The organism is Desulfobulbus alkaliphilus (assembly GCF_016918545.1).
In the GTDB taxonomy this organism is placed as follows: Bacteria; Desulfobacterota; Desulfobulbia; order Desulfobulbales; family Desulfobulbaceae; genus Desulfobulbus; species Desulfobulbus alkaliphilus.
Genome location: NZ_JAFFQC010000048.1, coordinates 1 through 17,318, shown reverse-complemented (window position 1 = coordinate 17,318; position 17,318 = coordinate 1). Strand labels below are relative to the sequence as shown.

Here is a 17,318-nt window from a genome sequence, read left to right as displayed (position 1 = left end):
GCCGGACGGATAACTCCGCCCTGAAAACAAGATTTTCGCCGGTTTTTCCGGTGAAAACAAGAGCACCGAGCATGAATCCTTTTTTTATGGAAGAAATCAGGCCGGGCTTAAACGAAATGGACGAAAATTAAAACGCTACCCCTTCAAAGCGGGAGCAGCTGTTGACTGATTGAAGCTCTTCTCGGGAGGTTTCCATCTCCTCGTTGGTGGATTGCAACTCTTCATTGATTGATTGCATTTCCTCGTTGGCTGATTTCAGCTCTTCGTTGGATGTCTGCAGGTATTCTTCCTTCATCCGCAGTTCTTGTTTGAGGGCCGCGATACGTGCTTCGATGTCCGGATCTGCAGTATCTGGGTCGCCAAAGGTGAGCCGGCTTCTCTGCCGTAATTGGTCGTAGTCCACGGAAGACGGCGCTTGCTCGAGGATCACCAGGTAGAGGAATTGCTCAACTGTTGCCGTGCCGGCGAACACCGGGCGAATGGTCAGGTTGACCAGGGCGGAGTCGCCATTGGTTTTGACCAGCAGGCCAGGGCAGCGTTCCGTCTTTTTTCCCTGAACAACTTTGTGCAGAGATGTGGTCAATTCGTGCTGCAATCCTTCCCGGGACATCTTGATAATGTTGTTGTTGCCCGCCTCTCCCGAAGTCGGCTCCAGGTACATGCCGGTACGACCGTGGATGTAGAGAATATCACCTTGATCATTAACGAGAACACAAGCCGGAGCGACCTGCTGCAGGATCGTCCGCTCGGTCAGTTCACGGACCAGTCTTTTCTGCGGAAAAGGGTTTTTCGGGCCAGCGGATTGGGGGTGGACCGGATCTGTTGTCATGTTGGGAAGAAACTGGTTCAAAGTGAGGCGATGCATACCATGCAGATCTCTTTTGTGCTGATACAGCCGCGACTGGCGGTGGCGCACAGCAAACAAATCTTCCATATCGCCCACGGTTTCCGAGGTGCCGAGAAAGAGGAAGCCGCCGGGGTTGAGTGCATAGTGAAACAGGTGAATGAGTCGTTTCTGCTGATCGCTGTTGAGGTAAATGAGCAGGTTGCGGCAGCTGATGAGATCAATTCTGGAAAAAGGCGGATCACGGATCACATCCTGTTCGGAAAAGACCAGCAGGTCGCGGATGTTTTTGTTGACCAGATAGGAACCGTTGTCTTCAAGGGTGAAAAATCGGGCCAGTCGTTCCGGGGTAACGTCGATGGCAATCCCGGCCGGATACAGACCGATTCGTGCCGCGGCTATGGCGCGGCTGTCAATGTCGGTGGCGAAAATCTGCACCTTGTAACTCTGTTGTAAGGACTCCTGCTGTTCCTGGAGAAGGATGGCGATGGAATAGGCTTCCTCACCGGTGGAGCAACCGGGTACCCAGACACGAATGGTTGCTCCTGCTGGTTTATCGGCAAAAAGTTGCGGAATAGCCTGGTGTTTGAGCACATTGAACGCATCGGGATCACGAAAGAAATTTGTTACTCCGATGAGCAGGTCGCGGAAGAGGGCTGTCACTTCGTCCGGTGCTTGCTGCAGGTACCTGATGTAGTCGTCAATAGTTTCGATCTGGTGCAGGGCCATGCGCCGTTTGATCCGCCGGTGAATAGAGCTTGGTTTATAGGAGGAAAAATCGTGTCCGGTCTGGTCGCGCAGGAGGAGAAAGATTTTTTGTAAAGCATGACCGGTCCCAAGCTCAGGGGCTGCAGTGTCCCGGGGGGGCATGCCAAAGGCGTGGGCTGCATACGCGATGAGTTGGGCGGGCATTTCAGCCGGCGGCAGTTCAAAATCCACCATACCGGTTGCCAGGGCGTTGCGCGGCATGGCGTCGTGCTCGGTTGAATCAAGGCGTTGGACCATGACCATGCCGCCTTCGCCTTTGATGGCCCGGATACCCTGCGTGCCATCGCTGCCGGTGCCTGTCGGCACGATGCCGATGGCTCGTTCCCGCTGGTCCTGAGCCAGAGAGCAGAAAAAGAAATCAATGGGCAGCCGCTGCCCACGTGGTGCCGTGGGTTTCATGAGCAGGAGCCTGCCGTTGAGATAGGCCATGTCGCGATTGGGCGGGATGATATAGACACAGTTGACCGCGACCTGCATGCCATCTTCAACCTCGAAAACCTGCATGCGGGTATAACGCTGGATGAGTTCGGTGAGCATGCTTTTGTGATCCGGAGCCAGATGCTGCACCAGCACAAAGGCCATGCCCAAATTGGTGTCAACGGGCATGCCGGAGAAAAAGGCTTCAAAGGCGGCCAGGCCGCCGGCGGAAGCGCCGATGCCGACAACGGGAAAAGACGGCTGCCGCGGTTGCACCGGCTGAACAGTTTGCGGCAGAGTGGTGGTGCTTTTGCGCAATTTTTTCTTCATGGTCTGTCTCCTAAACTGATTTCACCAAGGAAAGCGTGTAACGGACCTGTTCACCCCCTTTCTGCCCTTCTGTTCTTTCTGGCACCAAGACCAAGCGGACAAACAAACTACCTGCTAAATCTTTGTTAATCCCCCATTGTGAATGCAATATTCATGCCAAACAAGAACTGTAACTGTTTGCCAACTCTATTTTTTTACCAAGTAACCGAACAGTCAGGTGTCGAGTGATCTTTTGCATCGCATTGCTCCATCCCCATGAATTGTTAACTGCGGTCATCTTCGATTTGACTTTCCGGCAATCGAATCAAGGTCGAAACTGTTATTTCACCGTATAGTTAAGAACCTGTAACCCATACCGCTTTCGCGTCTCTCAAATCCATGCCACAAAACGGGTACGGTCTTGGGCGAACTTGAGCAAGAATTTTTTTGGTGACAACGATGGGTAATTGCACAACACACAACCTGGGATGAAACGCCGATTGGCCCTTGCCATTCCCTCCTATTGCTCAATGATCTGATTTTACAATCAAAAATCGGCCCATGGCCTATTTTTGAGGGGTTATTTCGTATGTTTATTTCATAATTTCAAGAAGTTGATTTGGTCCGACCCCGAACAACCCCGTCAACAAGATGGACAGCGAAGTGGTGGTCCGTGATCCCCTGATGCCGGACGAGGCCCAGGGCTTGATCTGCGTTGGCGAGGTACCTAAAGGCTCCTTTGTCCGTTTGTTGAATGGAACCCCTGAATCGCTGATAGCCGCCGCTGCGCGCGCCCGGGTTCTCGCCGAGCAGTCAATGCCACCCCTGGCGGAGACAGAACCAATCGTTTTATTCATTGACTGCATTTCCCGCGCCCTCTTCCTCGGTGATCGAATCGTCGATGAATTACAGACTGCCGCAGCAGGCAGAACGCTGTTCGGGGCTATGACCCTGGGAGAAATTGCCAACAATGGTACGGAGTACCTGGAATTTTATAACAAGACTTCCGTGCTGGCTATGTTCCCCGTCGATCGCTAGTACAACGGTTGCAGATCACCGGGTGCAGGTCAGTCTCCACATTCATCCGATGAAGATTGACCTTCATTGAGCAGAGCAGGAGGATCCGCTTGACAACCTATCGGGATGAAACTGAAATCCTCTATGAGATTTCATTGAGCGTCGGCACCAGCCTGGAACTGGAGGAGATGTTGCGCACAACCATCTCAACCATGTTGCGCCTGCTCAATTGCAGTGGAGCGCAGGTTCTGCAGGCCATACACCAAAAAAATAGCCTTGAATTGCTCTGGCAACCGATTGTTTCCATACCGCAGCCGATAGTCCGTAACCGAGCCCACCAACTCTTTATTGAAGCTGCTGATTTACCAACCCTGATCAACGATTGGGCTGATTGGGCCACCCATCTCCCGATAGAGCATCAGGAGCAGGGCAAGACCCGTCTGTTGTTTCATCTGCCCGGTTTCGGTGCTCTTGCCTTGGAGAAAAATGGGGTATCTTTCGGTAGCTCCTTCACCCTTTCCCTGCAGGAGTTGCTCAACAAATTGGCCCATGCCTCCCTCGCCTGCCTGGATGCGATTGAACGACGCAGGGCTGAGGAACAACTACGTCGGCGCAGACTGTACGAACACCTTCTGCTCTCTGATATTCTGACCAAAGCCGTTAACGTCGACGATGTCGAGATGTTTCAGGCAGAATGTCTTTCATTGCTTGGCCATGGCCTTACCGTCAGCCGTGTCGCGCTTTACGAATATCGATTGGCAAGCCAAATGCTTGTGCCCAAGTATACATGGTGCGCTGATGGTGCTACAGGCAAAACAGACCAGACAGGCCAGTTGCATGGGCTTGGCGATGACAGCGCTCCCTGGTTTCTCGAATCCCTTCGCCATGGAGATACAGTCAATTTTGTCGACATTGAGAACCTCCCTGAACCAACGGTCCGGGATTTTTTCCAACAACGGAACGCGCGCTCGATTTTAGTGGTTCCACTTTTTGTTCAAGGAAATTTCTTTGGCTGCCTGGGTCTGGAAGACTGCTTTAATCGTCGCGACTGGCTGGAAGAAGATGTGGCGATTCTGCTTTCCATTGGCCGCATTATCGATGGCGTCACCGGGCGTAAACGAATGGAGCAGGCCCTGCGAGATAGTGAAAAACGATTCAGGATTCTCCTCCAGAACGTACCGGCCATCGCTGTGCAGAGTTATGATCTGGACGGCCGAATACGCTATTGGAACAAAGCTTCGGAACAACTCTACGGCTACAGTGCTGAAGAGGCCATTGGCTGCAGCCTTTTCGATCTGATCATTCCAACCGAACTGCAAGAAATGGTGCGGCAGGACTTCCGAAACATGGCTCTGAACGGTAGAACGATCGCCCCGACTGAATTATCCCTTGTTCGCAAAGATGGGACACGAGTACCAGTGCTGACGAGTAATGTTTTCATTGAGATGACCGGTTGTGACCCCGAATTATTCTCTTTTGATGTCGACCTGACCGAAATCAAGAAGGCCGAGGAAGAGCGACAACAATTGCAATCCCAGTTGACCCAAGCCAGGAAGATGGAGTCGGTTGGCCGGTTAGCCGGTGGTGTGGCACACGATTTTAATAATATGCTCAGTGTCATCCTTGGTCACACGGAGATGACCCTGGCCAAGATCGATCCTGCTAGCCGAATATGTTCTCATTTCAAGGCTATCCAGAAAGCAGCGGAACATTCAGCCGACATCACCAGTCAACTTCTCGCCTTTGCCCGTAAACAGACCGTGATCCCCAAGGTCCTCGACCTCAACGAGGTCGTCGAAGAAACCCTATCCATGTTGCGCCGGCTCATCGGTGAAAACATCAATCTGGATTGGCGGCCTGGAGAACACCTGAATCCGATCAAGATCGATCCATCGCAGATTAACCAGGTCCTGGTTAACCTCTGTGTCAACGCCCGGGACGCCATTGTCGATCAGGGCAGGATCGTTATTGAAACCAGTTCTGTTTTTCTGGATGAAACCTACTGTGCTACCCATAACGGAGCTGTTCCCGACGAGTATGTCCAGCTGATTGTCAGCGACAACGGTAAGGGTATGGACCAGGAAACCATGGCCAACATTTTTGAACCTTTTTTCACCACCAAGGAAGTGGGGGAAGGGACTGGCCTTGGCCTGGCAACGATCTACGGAATAATCAAACAAAACAATAGGATCATCGAGGTGATGAGCGATCCAGGCCAGGGAACCCGTTTCATAATCAACCTGCCCCGGCATGTAGAGAATACAGAGCAACCGGTAGGCGACCAAGCTGATTCGATCTCGACCACCGAACATCGTGGACAGGCAACCATTCTCCTGGTGGAAGACCAACCGGACATGCTTGAATTGGTCACCTTGATGTTGGAAGGACAAGGGTATACCGTTCTCGCCACCTCTTCACCTGGCCAGGCCATTCAATTGGCCGAATCACACCCCGATCAAATCGACCTGCTCATGACGGATGTAATCATGCCCGAAATGAACGGCCGTATTCTCTCCCAAAAAATACAGGCATTGTTTCCGAATATAAAATATCTGTTCATGTCCGGATACTCGGCCAATGTTATCGCTCACCATGGCGTACTCGACCCCGCCATTCCATTCATCGAGAAACCCTTCTCGAAAACAACGCTCGGAAACACAATCACGCAGGTTCTAGGTCGCGATTGAACCCAAAACAAGATCACGATAGGCTTGGATTGTTTATGCCGATGCCAGTCACGTTATCTGTTATCATGCCAAGATTAAATATGATCTGGACAACCATATTTTGCTGGACGCATCATCAGCCTTCGTGACGTTGTTGGATTTCACGGTGAATCCGTGCAAGATCTTGAGACAGCATTCGCCGAAGCTGTGGACAAAACTACCTTGCCCCTGCGAACAGCTGGGGCAGAAGCCAAAATAAACCGCACTCCGGCAACCTTATGCTGGGGGTACCGATTGATGTCAGTGTGTCATAGCTTTGTTGGCCAGTAACCGGCCGTTTTCCGTCAACACCAGATAGCCATTTTTCCGTACCACCAGGGCCCCTGCTTCCGCCCGACGGATCACCTGGCCGGCAAAATCCTTTTTCCAGCGCAAATGTTCCTGGAGATGGGTGACCCGGTTCTCACGAGCCGCTTCAGGCTTACCTTCATGATTGAGGAGGTGAATGGTCAGCGCTGTCTGAGCAAACTCCCAACGCTGGCGGCGGCGGCGCCAGACCAGGGCCAACAGGCCGCGGCGCGGGGCCAGGAGAAAGCTGACCATAAAAATCAACCCCACCATGACGGCCATCGAGCCGGCAATATTGGCATCGAGCCAGCGGGCCATCCAGTAGCCACCCACTGCTCCCGTGGCTGCCAATACTCCACTCAGCCCCAGCATATGGGAAAGCCGGTCGGTCAACAGGTATGCCGCCGCCGGCGGGCCGATCATCAAGGCCACCACCAGAATAGAGCCGACCGCCTCGAAAGCAGCCACGGCCGTTACCGAGACCACTGTCATCAACCCATAATGGATCAGTACCGACGAAAAGCCGAGCGCAGCCGCCAACCCTGTGTCAAAGGTGGCTAGCTTCAGCTCTTTATAAAAAAGACCAATGAGCAATCCATTCAGCAACAGCACCACGCTCATCAACCAGAGCGACCGAGGCAAATCCAGCCCCCATCCCTGCCATCGATCAAAGGCAGCAAAAGCCAGCTCCCCCATCAGCACTGTGTCCACATCCAGATGGACATTGCCGGCGTAGCGGGAAATCAGAATAACGGCCACGCTGAACAGGGCTGGAAAAACAAGGCCAATAGCCGCATCCTGCTTCACCAGGCGAGTGTTGACCAGCATCTCCACCAGGCTGATGGTTACGACCCCCATCATGGCCGCCCCCACGATCAGCAGGGGTGATTCCAGCGAGCCGGCAATAAAAAAAGCGATAACAATACCCAGCAGCACTGTATGGCTGATGGCGTCGCTCATCATAGCCACCTGTCGCAGCACCAGGAATACGCCGGGTAAGGCGCAGGCAACGGCTGTAACGATCCCGATGAGCTGAATTTCTATCTGTAGTTGTGTCATGAAGCAATCATTTCCAAGAGGATTCTGGATCAGTGAGGGTTCGTCCGCACGCCATCTTCATTGCCCGTAACCTTCCGATAAAGTGTACTTTAATCGAACGGTCACGAATAACGAAGCTGACGCACGGACGAACGCTCACGGATCCAGGAACACCTTCTTCCTGCAGCACATTTCACGTTTCACGCATCACATCACCCGTTGTCAACCGCTTTGCTTCCGATAAACCATCCGGCGTCAAAGCCCAATGGTTCTGATTGATGCGCTGCACCCAACCCAACTCTTCCAGGACAGTTAAGGTCCAGCGAACGCCACCGCCACCGGTTGTAGTGCGTAAAGCATCGATATGATGGGGATAATACGGGTTGTCGTGTTGGTTGGTCAAAGCGTACAAATCACGCAGGACCGGCTTGAGGCGCAGCCGCCGTCGGTTGCGCACCCTTCGGATCCAGGTCCAGATCAGTCCCCGATTAGGGGCCAGCAGCAGCGAGACCAGGACAATAGCGCTGATACACAAAACCACCACCGGTCCCGTCGAGAGGTTACGCCCCAGGCTGCTGATCAGGGCTCCGGCTACCCCTGAAACAGCCCCGAAAAAGGCGGCTAACAAGACCATGATGCTCAAACGATCGGTCCATTGGCGGGCGGCTGCCGCCGGGGCCACCAGCATGGCGCTCATCAGGATCACGCCCACCGCCTGCAGGCCGATGACAATGGCGATCACAAATAAGCTCATCAGGAGTACATCGAGCACCTGCATGGGAAACCCGAGGCTGGAGCCATAATTCCGGTCAAAACTGAGCAGTTTGAATTCCTTCCATAGCAGGGCCAAAACGAGCAATGCCAGACCACCCACAATTGCCATCGTCACCACGTCCCGCTCCAGGAGGGTGGCTGCCTGACCAAAGAGGAAGTTGTCGAGACCGGCCTGGCGGGCATCGGGGCTGCGCTGTAAAAAGGTGAGCAGCATCAGCCCCAGGCCAAAAAAGACCGACAGAATCAACCCCAGGGCACTATCCTCTTTGATGCGTGTGTAGCGGACGATGTTGATCAGGCAGAGCGTGCCCAGCCAGCCGGCCAGGGCCGCACCCACAATCAGGACCAGCGGCGCTTTACTGCCGGTCAGCATAAAAGCTATCACCACCCCCGGCAGGGCAGCGTGGGACATGGCATCCCCCAGCAGGCTCTGGCGGCGTAAAACGGCGAAGGTGCCAAGCGCCCCGCTGACCAGCCCCAGCGTAGCCGCACCCAGGGCGACGGTACGAATGGTGTAATCGAATAAAAGATTATTCAGCAGTTCAATCATTTTTTATCGCATTGGGTGAAACAAAAAGGCTTTGTCCAACTCTCATCACCTTTCACGACCGTCGTCCCCTGAGTGTGTCAGAAAACCAACCCGCCCCCCATAGGCAAGGCGCAGGTTGTCCTCGGTAAAAACCTCGACCACCGGACCGCTGGCAATGCGGTGCACGTTGATCAGCGTCACCCAGTCAAAATATTCGGGCACGGTTTGCAAGTCATGGTGGACGGCCACTACGGTCTTGCCCTGTGCCCGTAATTCTTTAAGCAGATCGACAATGGCTCGCTCGGTGGTGGCGTCAACGCCCTGGAAGGGTTCGTCCATGAAATAAACCCGGGCATCCTGCACCAGGGCGCGGGCCAGGAAGGTGCGTTGCTGCTGGCCGCCGGAGAGTTGACTGATCTGGCGGTGGGCAAGGTGGGACATGTCCACTTTGTTTAATGCTTCCAGGGCCAGCTCCCGCTCTTTGAGGCCGGGACGGCGCAGCCAGCCCAAGCTGCCGTAGCGACCCATCATAACCACATCGAGGACGCTGGTGGGAAAGTCCCAATCGACGCTGCCTCGCTGGGGAACGTAGGCAACGAGATGGCGCTGCTCACGGTAGGGACGGCCGTAGATCCGTACTGTCCCGGCTGCCGGTGTCAGCAAACCAAGTATCGACTTGATCAGCGTCGTCTTGCCGGCTCCGTTTGGCCCCATAATAGCCATCAGGATGCCTTCGGGCACGTGCAGGTCAATGTCCCACAGCACCGGCTTTTCTTCGTAGGCCAGGGTCAAATCTTCGACTTCGATGGCGTAGGTGTACGTCATGGCAACTCATGATTTGGCTGGAGAACGGAGGACGGAAATGGCCCCTGGTTATCCGGCTATATTTATTCTCCTAACAGCGCATTCACAATCGTATCGATATTATGCCGCACCATACCTATGTAGGTTCCTTCCGGGGTGCCGGGTTGCCCCATGGCGTCAGAGAACAGTTCGCCACCAATATCGACCTGGAAGCCACGACTGGCTACGGCCGCTTGCAGCGCTTCCACGTTCCGCACCGGTACGGATGATTCAATAAAGATAGCGCGAATCTGATTCTCGGCAATAAAATCAGCCAAGCGCCGTACATCGGCCGTACCGGCTTCCGCGTCGGTACTGACCCCTTGCAGCCCGTATACTGCAAAGCCATACGCCTGACCAAAGTAACCAAAAGCGTCATGGGCGGTGATCAAAACGCGTTGTTCAGCCGGAAGGCGATGAGCCTGGGCCAGGACATACGTATGAAGATCTGCTAATTCGGCCAGATACGCCTCGGCATTTGCCTGGTAAACAACAGCCCGGTCAGGATCAACCTCAATCAGGGTATCGCGCACCGTTTCCACAACCTGCATCCACAACTGCACATCAAACCAGATGTGGGGGTCGTGTTCTTCGTCTTTCTCCTCCCCTTTCAGCAGTTGGACATGGGCTAGCGTTTCGCCAACGGCAATAACCGGTTTCTGCCGACCCAATTGCCGTAAGACACGGTTCATGCGGGCTTCCAGATCAAGACCGTTGTAAAAAATAATATCGGCTTCGCTCAGGCGAGATACATCGCTTTCGCTGGCTACATAGAGGTGGGGATCCGAGCCAGGCCCCATCAGGCTGGTCACGGCGACGTGCCTGCCGCCGATATTTTCCACGGCATCGGCAATTTGAGCCGTGGTGGTGACCACACGGATGGAACGTTGGCTGAAATCAGCCTGTTCCAACCCACCATTCCCATCGGAACAGGCTGTAATTACGAGTATGAACATGAGTAATACGCTTATTATTACATATCGCATCAGAAATATCTCCTTTGAAGTGAAGCCACCTCACTCGATTCAAAAAGCATATCCTGGATCACAACAGACAGAGTCAGGCAGTGGCATTATCAAATCACCAGTTTAAAAAAACAGCGTGGAAATGGTACCGTCAGTCAAGCAATTGCCAACTGATCCCCAATTTTTTCCTTTGTTTTTAAACAGATGCGTCCGGCCATTATAAAAAACCAAAAAAAGCCTGGCGAACACTCATACCGATTGAACCGGTCGTTAGCTGTGGCCAGCAGGGTAAACCTGATTCCAACTTATCAATTTTGTTCAAAATCAAGATGAGCAGCTATAATGCGAAACGCCACCGACGTTCATAAAAGCTCTAGGTTTTAGACGATAGTATTTATCCTCTACTGCTTGTGATTGCTCATCGTATGGGTAGCTCAGTACGTTTTGCAACTCTCTAACCAAGGTGTAGTCACCCTGCATGGCTCGTTGGTAGGCGGGGACAATCAACCACTCTCGCCATGAGTATTTTGGGTTAGTCTGTTTCATACTTGCTGATATTTCAGCAAAATTGCCGCCCTTAAGGACGAGATCGCGCCAGCTTTTCAGCCAGGCTTGCCATTGCTCATCGAGTTGTTGTGAAGTTGTAACGTAGAAGCTCTTTTTCAATGCTGAAACATCTTCTGGTATATGGGATAACTCACGGAAGAAAATGGTGTAATCAACCTCTGAGTGCGTCATTAGCTGCATTAATTTCTTAAATACCTGTGGGTTATATTCAGTCAAGCCGAGTTTAGCCGCCCACATTTTTTGAAGTTGTTTTTGCATTTCTCCTGCAAAGCCATGGCGCACGTGGTCGAAATGTTCTAAAGCTTCAGTATCCTCAGCGAGTAACAATCTCACAGCTGTCCAAAACATATGGTAATTCGCTTCCGCTGCGATTGGCTGATTGAAAAATGAAAAGTGTTCGCCGCCGCCAGTCCAAGGTTGAAACGCAGGGTCAAATATTTCACAGAATCCAAATGGTCCATAGTCGAGGGTGAAGCCACCAGCGGCGCAATTGTCACTGTTATAATTACCCTGGCAGTACCCGACCCTTTGCCAATTGGCCACGAGTAAAGTAAGACGCTGACGAAACAGTTTAGCCAACTCAACCAATTGATCTGCAAAAACAAGGTGTTGGTTGATGTCGATTTTGTATTCTCGCTCAATTAAATGCGACACAATCATGCGCAACTCTTCTAATGCCCTTGGATGAGCATTGCTGCGAGCGCGGCGGGCAAATAACTCCAGCTGACCAACGCGTAAAAAGGATGGTGCAACGCGAGTTGAAATAGCCACAGGATTGTGCACCAAAATATCAGGATCGGTGGAGTGGGAGTCTTGAGAGTACCAAGGCCGGGCAACTGTCTCAGATTTAGAAACATAAAGTGTTAAAGAGCGCGATGTCGGAACACCTAAGGCCTGCATATATTCTTGCGCGAGAAACTCACGCACACTTGAACGTAGTACTGCACGCCCGTCGGCCCCACGACAATAAGGCGTTGCGCCGCCACCTTTCAATTGCATTTCCCAGCGCTGCCCATTGAGTATTCCTTCAAATACAGATATTGCCCGACCATCGCCATAGCCATTACCAGTACCAAACGGACATTGTTGGGTATATTCAGTGCCATAGATCGACAATGCATAGCCAGTCGCCCAGCCAACCTGACGCATAGGCTCATACGCAGCAGAGAGATCCCCAGAGAATACCTGGCGAAATTTTGCATTAAGCGCCAGCTCGTCGCACAGCCCAAGTTCTTTAAAAAAAGTGCTGCTATGGCTTACATATTCTGGTTCTGCAAGCGGCGTGGGTTTCACAGGTACGAAATGACCGGAAAAAACCTGACGGGCACGGTGATCATCACCATCTCCGGTGGCATCAGGATCGGCATTCAAGGTATCCATCAGAGAATAATCAGCTGATTGCACAAACTCATCGAAGGTCGATATGCAGGGTTCAGCAGATGGTTTGAATATATATGACATTGTTGCAAACACCTTTCGCTAAGGGAACGCGATTTTGCGCTTTTTCAGAAGAGATAGAGTTGTAGTATTACGTTAAGATGCATTACATTCAATACAATAAAAAATGTCAGTCTGAACTCCAATTACGAACGGACATACACAAGGTCAAGGTCTCCTTGGGATAATCCTGAATCCGTGACGGCTGGACTTTTTTTGGATATATCTTGCTGTAATCAAATTACAAATGAAGCGGACCCCTTGATAATACCCTTCACCAGCCGCCCTTTACTCACGGATCCAGGATAGTGGACACCTCGATTGAACATCACCAGGAGTTGAGAGACGGGTTTCTCAAGGTGTCACTGGAAGATTTGATCGTAACACCAGGAAATGACCGGCATTTACTGAACCGTAATCTATTATTCGAGAAGGAAGTTGTTGAAGATGATTTGTTCCCCCGACGGATTTTGTGTTCAGCGATGTATTGAGATAGTTGAGAAAGGCAATTTATGGGATCCATTGGCCAGACGTTTGCTGAGTATGGTACGGATAAAATGAAGGTGCCATTCAACAACAAGCATTGAGGGGTCAAAGTACCTGGAACAAGATGAGGTGGTTATAAAGTATGGAATATAACATCCGTAAGATAGAGGTGAAGAAGGAGTTCAAAATTTGTCCGCAATGCGGTTATAATGACGGTTTTCACTCCATGTTCCAGGCAGATGGAGAAGTGGTAAGGTGGCTGTTCATTTGCCCGGCGTGTCATGAAATTTTTGACATTGGCTATACCGCTCCGTCTTTCCCCCAGACCCCGGTATCTTGATACTTGGCAAAATAAAAAGAATATTTATCAATGTCAATCTTGGCAGTACCTCCAAAGGCCCGAGGTTGAGGTTTCTCCTGATTCTCTCAGGAGGCACCGGGGCAAGATATTTCCAATCAACAAGAACTGGCGCAATGTAAACGTTGAGCGTCTTACGTTCAAACCGCTTTTCACCCAGCAGGAAAAGAAAAGGTTGGTACGCTCTTGATCACTGCTATCACCGAAAGGACTATTACATCCCTGCCAAGGTAATATATTTAATCTCCAGATATTCCTCCAATCCTTCCTTTGCACCTTCCCGACCCAGACCCGACTGTTTGATCCCGCCAAAAGGTGCAACCTCAGTGGAAAGCATGCCGCTATTGACGCAGACCATACCGGCTTCTATGGCTCCAGCCACGCGTAACACCCGACCGATATCGCGAGCATAAAAATAGGCCGCAAGGCCAAACTCGCTGGCATTCGCCATGGCGATGACCTCTTCATCGGTATAAAAACGAAAGAGCGGTGCAACCGGGCCAAAGGTTTCCTCACGTGCTACCAGCATCGACTGGGTGACGTCGGTGAGGATGGTGGGCTCGAAGAACAACCCTCCACGCTGATGCGGCTTGCCACCCAAAAGTATCTGAGCGCCGCCGGCCAGGGCATCTTCGATATGGGATTGCACTTTGTCCAGGGCTGTCAGATCGATCAATGGTCCAATCATTACCCCGGGCTCGGTGCCCGCACCCACAGTCATTGACCCCACCCTGGCGGCCAGCTTTTTGGCAAAGGCCTCGTAAACGCCATCTTGAACATAGATCCGGTTGGCACAGACACAAGTCTGACCGGCGTTACGATACTTCGAGGCCAAGGCACCCTCCACAGCAGCATCGAGATCGGCATCATCAAAAACAATGAACGGGGCATTGCCACCGAGTTCCAACGAGAGTTTTTTGATGGTATCCGCTGACTGCCGCATCAAGAGCCGTCCGACCTCTGTAGAACCGGTGAAAGAGAGCTTACGCACCACCGGACTGGCGCACAGAACCCGGCCAACCTCCGGTACCCGCAAGCCGTCACATGGGACGACATTGAACACCCCTGGTGGCATACCCGCCTGTTCGGCCAATACAGCCAGAGCCAGGGCGGTGAGCGGGGTAGCCTCTGCTGGTTTGCATACTACTGTGCAACCGGCAGCCAAAGCTGGAGCCACCTTGCGCGTGATCATTGCCAGGGGGAAATTCCAAGGGGTGATAGCGGCACAGACCCCGATGGGCTGTTTGAGGGTCAACAGCATGCGATCACCAAGAGGACTGGGAATGACGCTGCCATAGGCGCGCTTGCCCTCCTCAGCAAACCACTCGATGAAGGTGGCACCATATCCGACTTCGCCACGGGATTCGGCAAGAGGCTTGCCCTGCTCAGCGGTGATGATCTGGGCGAGATCCTCACTATGATCCTGGATGAGCCCAAACCAGCGTTTAAGGATTTCGGCACGGGATTTTGCGGTCAATATCCGCCAGGCAGGCCAGGCCTGATTGGCGGCAGCGATGGCGGTCTCAGTTTCAGGAACTCCCATGTCGGCCACCTTGGCTATAATCTCACCGGTGGCCGGGTTGAGAACCGGATACCTCCGCTGATCCTCGGCATCCCGCCACTGACCATTGATGTAGCCTTGATGCCTAAGTAGGTTTTTCTCTTGTAAAACCAGGGTCATGGTGCATCCTCATCGGTAATAGATTCATATGAAGAACAAGGAATGGACTATTGCATGGAAAGGCACAGAAAAGAGTCGGTGCCGCCCTCCAAGAGAGCGTTTTTCGATGACCACGGTACGACCCATTACATTCTAACGGAATAAAAAGGTCCATGGCAACCCCTCTCAACAAAACTTCTTCCGCCTCCTCAAGCCGCCCTATTTCGAACAGAGACCATCCAAGATCGTTGGTAAGATCCTGCCGATCAGGTTCAAGGTTCAATGCCCTCTGCGACACCTCCAAGGCCAGGTCGTACAGCCCTTGATGGCCAGCACAACAACCCACCCTCTGGTAAAAAACGACCCGTCCGGGAAACCTCTCAAGCGCTGCCTGGTACAGCTCCAGGCCTTCAGCGTACCTTTTCTGTTGAATGAAGAAGTCACCAGCCTTGTCAGACATCAGCCTCCTTGCCTTCGACTTGCCTGTGGATTAACTCCTGGTATTCAGCCCAGGGAATGACTGCGAAGGCAGGTTTACCGTTTAGAATGATGATTTGAGGATCAGTATGTGCGCTCATCTCTTTTCTTGACCTTATTTATTCCGGAACAATTGGTCCAGTTTAGAGCGAAATCTTACCGCGCTGACCTAGGTGCTTGAAAATGGTTCGCCGGCGAGATTCGGCTAAATTCGTCAGGCAATCACCTGGATCCGTGAGCGTTTGTCCGTGCGTCAGCTTTGTTGTCCGTGGCCGTTCGATTAAAGTACACTTTATCGGACGGTTACGGGCAATGAAGATGGCGTGCGGACGAACGCCCCAAAGGGCGGCGGGTGACGACTTGTTGCAAAGGAAATCGCCGCATTTATAACCTGTTTACAGTAAAATGTATTCCAAACAGGACTCCAGCCGTCACGGATTCAGGAATCAGCTCCTGCGGCCTGTGCAGCGCCCAGCGTGAAGTTTCCGGATTATAAATCTCGCACGTCCCAGTTCCCGCCATGCAGACGGCGTGGGTCCCTGGCTAGCAGCCGGACCAGTCCCGCTGAGGATTGCTCCGGGGTCATCAGCTGCCCCTGCTCCTTCCAAGGCCGAAACACGGCCTGAAGCTGCTTGGCTGCCCCGCCTTGGGACTCCCGAGCCTGGACCTGCATTCGTGTTTCCACGATACCCGGACGATAAATCAGGGTGGTAACGCTGGGCGCTTCGGCGGCCAGTTGCCGGGCCAAATGCTCTTCCGCGGCCTTGGCCGCGCAGTAGGCCGCGATGCCCGGCTGGGTCTTTTCCGCAGCCCCGGAGCCGAAAAATACGGCCAGCCCCTCGCCCTTGGACAGCAAATCGGGAAGGCAGCAGCGGATCAACTGATGGCCGGCCATGACATTGGCCGCGAACACTGCCTGAAAATCCGCGGATGAAAGCTCCCAGATATACGGTCCAGGGTGCAGCAGGCCAGCGGCATGAATGAAACCTTGGAAGTTTCCTATAGCCCGGGCGGCTTCCAGCATGGAGGCCACAGTCTCGGCCTTGGAAGCGTCCCCGGCCACAATAACCACCACGGCCTTGGGCGCTACGCCATCTTCGGCGCACAGCTCGCGAGTTTCCCGCAACATGTTGCCGCTTCGGGCGTTGATCACCAAATTCACGCCTTCCCTGGCCAAGGCAACGGCTAAGGCCCGCCCGATACCCATGGACCCGCCGGTGAGCAGCAGGGTTTTGCCGCGAAAAAAATGCGACACTTGTGTTTCCGACATATTCGCCTCATCCATCAATTCATCCCCTGGATAAAATTTTTCCGGATAATTTTCCTGCGCCAACAGTCGAGATAGTTCCAATCAATCTGTTGCAGTCAACCAGGGCGAACATTACTTGAACACCCTGACCAACCCCTTCACCCTGCCGAATATCTCAAAATCATCATGCTCGTTCAGTTCGATGGGTTGGTATTTCTCGTTGTGCGCAATGAGGCGCAGCTTGGGATAGAGTGAGAGTTGCTTCACGGTCATTTCACCGTTGACCATCGCAATGACTACGGAACCGTCACAGGCCTCCTCGGAGCGATCAACGGAGAGTATATCGCCATGGTGAATGCCGGCGTCGATCATCGAATCACCGTCCACCCGCACAAAAAAAGTAGCGGGCGGGTTGGTGACCAACAGTTCGTTCAGATCTAAGTCACAACGAAGCATGAAACTTAAGTGTTGAAAACGAAGGCGAGCCATGGCTATACATCCTTTTGAAAAAAACCCGTTAAATTCAATCAAAAAGGAGAATAGCCATGACTCACCAACAAGATACC

The 17,318-nt window shown here is 52.6% G+C and carries 12 protein-coding genes; 2 read left to right on the top strand and 10 right to left on the bottom strand.

The features are described from left to right. Window positions 1–127: 127 nt before the first annotated feature. On the bottom strand, window positions 128–2,359 hold the full coding sequence (locus JWG43_RS16265) for a CheR family methyltransferase (RefSeq protein WP_205244004.1): 2,232 nt from the start codon (window positions 2,357–2,359) through the stop codon (window positions 128–130). Window positions 2,360–2,989: 630 nt separating this feature from the next. Here JWG43_RS16265 and JWG43_RS16260 point away from each other — a divergent pair. Further along, a complete protein-coding gene (locus JWG43_RS16260) occupies window positions 2,990–3,376 on the top strand; it encodes an FIST C-terminal domain-containing protein (protein WP_205244003.1) in 387 nt (128 codons plus the stop codon). An 89-nt stretch (window positions 3,377–3,465) separates the two neighbouring features. Next, on the top strand, window positions 3,466–6,042 hold the full coding sequence (locus tag JWG43_RS16255; protein WP_205244002.1) for a GAF domain-containing hybrid sensor histidine kinase/response regulator: 2,577 nt from the start codon (window positions 3,466–3,468) through the stop codon (window positions 6,040–6,042). 279 nt (window positions 6,043–6,321) lie between these two features. Here the strand turns inward: JWG43_RS16255 and JWG43_RS16250 are convergent, their stop codons facing one another. The 9 genes from JWG43_RS16250 to JWG43_RS16210 all read right to left on the bottom strand — a co-directional run. After that, a complete protein-coding gene (locus tag JWG43_RS16250; RefSeq protein WP_205244001.1) occupies window positions 6,322–7,428 on the bottom strand; it encodes a metal ABC transporter permease in 1,107 nt (368 codons plus the stop codon). 172 nt (window positions 7,429–7,600) lie between these two features. Further along, window positions 7,601–8,731 carry a metal ABC transporter permease gene (locus tag JWG43_RS16245; protein WP_205244000.1) on the bottom strand — a complete coding sequence of 377 codons (1,131 nt, stop codon included), beginning with the start codon at window positions 8,729–8,731 and terminating at the stop codon, window positions 7,601–7,603. Window positions 8,732–8,776: 45 nt separating this feature from the next. Beyond that, a complete protein-coding gene (locus JWG43_RS16240; protein ID WP_205243999.1) occupies window positions 8,777–9,535 on the bottom strand; it encodes a metal ABC transporter ATP-binding protein in 759 nt (252 codons plus the stop codon). A gap of 62 nt (window positions 9,536–9,597) precedes the next feature. Then, the gene (locus JWG43_RS16235) at window positions 9,598–10,509 is read right to left on the bottom strand and encodes a metal ABC transporter solute-binding protein, Zn/Mn family (protein ID WP_205243998.1); all 912 of its coding nucleotides are present in this window, start codon (window positions 10,507–10,509) and stop codon (window positions 9,598–9,600) included. A 333-nt stretch (window positions 10,510–10,842) separates the two neighbouring features. After that, the gene (locus JWG43_RS16230; protein ID WP_205243997.1) at window positions 10,843–12,546 is read right to left on the bottom strand and encodes a protein adenylyltransferase SelO; all 1,704 of its coding nucleotides are present in this window, start codon (window positions 12,544–12,546) and stop codon (window positions 10,843–10,845) included. Between the two features lie 1,034 nt (window positions 12,547–13,580). After that, complete coding sequence (locus JWG43_RS16225; protein WP_205243996.1) at window positions 13,581–15,047, bottom strand: NAD-dependent succinate-semialdehyde dehydrogenase; 1,467 nt, start codon at window positions 15,045–15,047, stop codon at window positions 13,581–13,583. Continuing rightward, complete coding sequence (locus JWG43_RS16220) at window positions 15,013–15,486, bottom strand: tetratricopeptide repeat protein (protein ID WP_205243995.1); 474 nt, start codon at window positions 15,484–15,486, stop codon at window positions 15,013–15,015. The genes JWG43_RS16225 and JWG43_RS16220 overlap by 35 nt, the downstream gene beginning before the upstream one ends. A gap of 507 nt (window positions 15,487–15,993) precedes the next feature. After that, window positions 15,994–16,773: an SDR family NAD(P)-dependent oxidoreductase gene (locus JWG43_RS16215; RefSeq protein WP_205243994.1), complete on the bottom strand. Its 780-nt coding sequence runs from the start codon at window positions 16,771–16,773 to the stop codon at window positions 15,994–15,996. A 111-nt stretch (window positions 16,774–16,884) separates the two neighbouring features. Next, window positions 16,885–17,318, bottom strand: a 434-nt coding sequence (locus JWG43_RS16210) for a LexA family protein (protein WP_205243993.1), incomplete at its 5' end; no start/stop codon positions are given.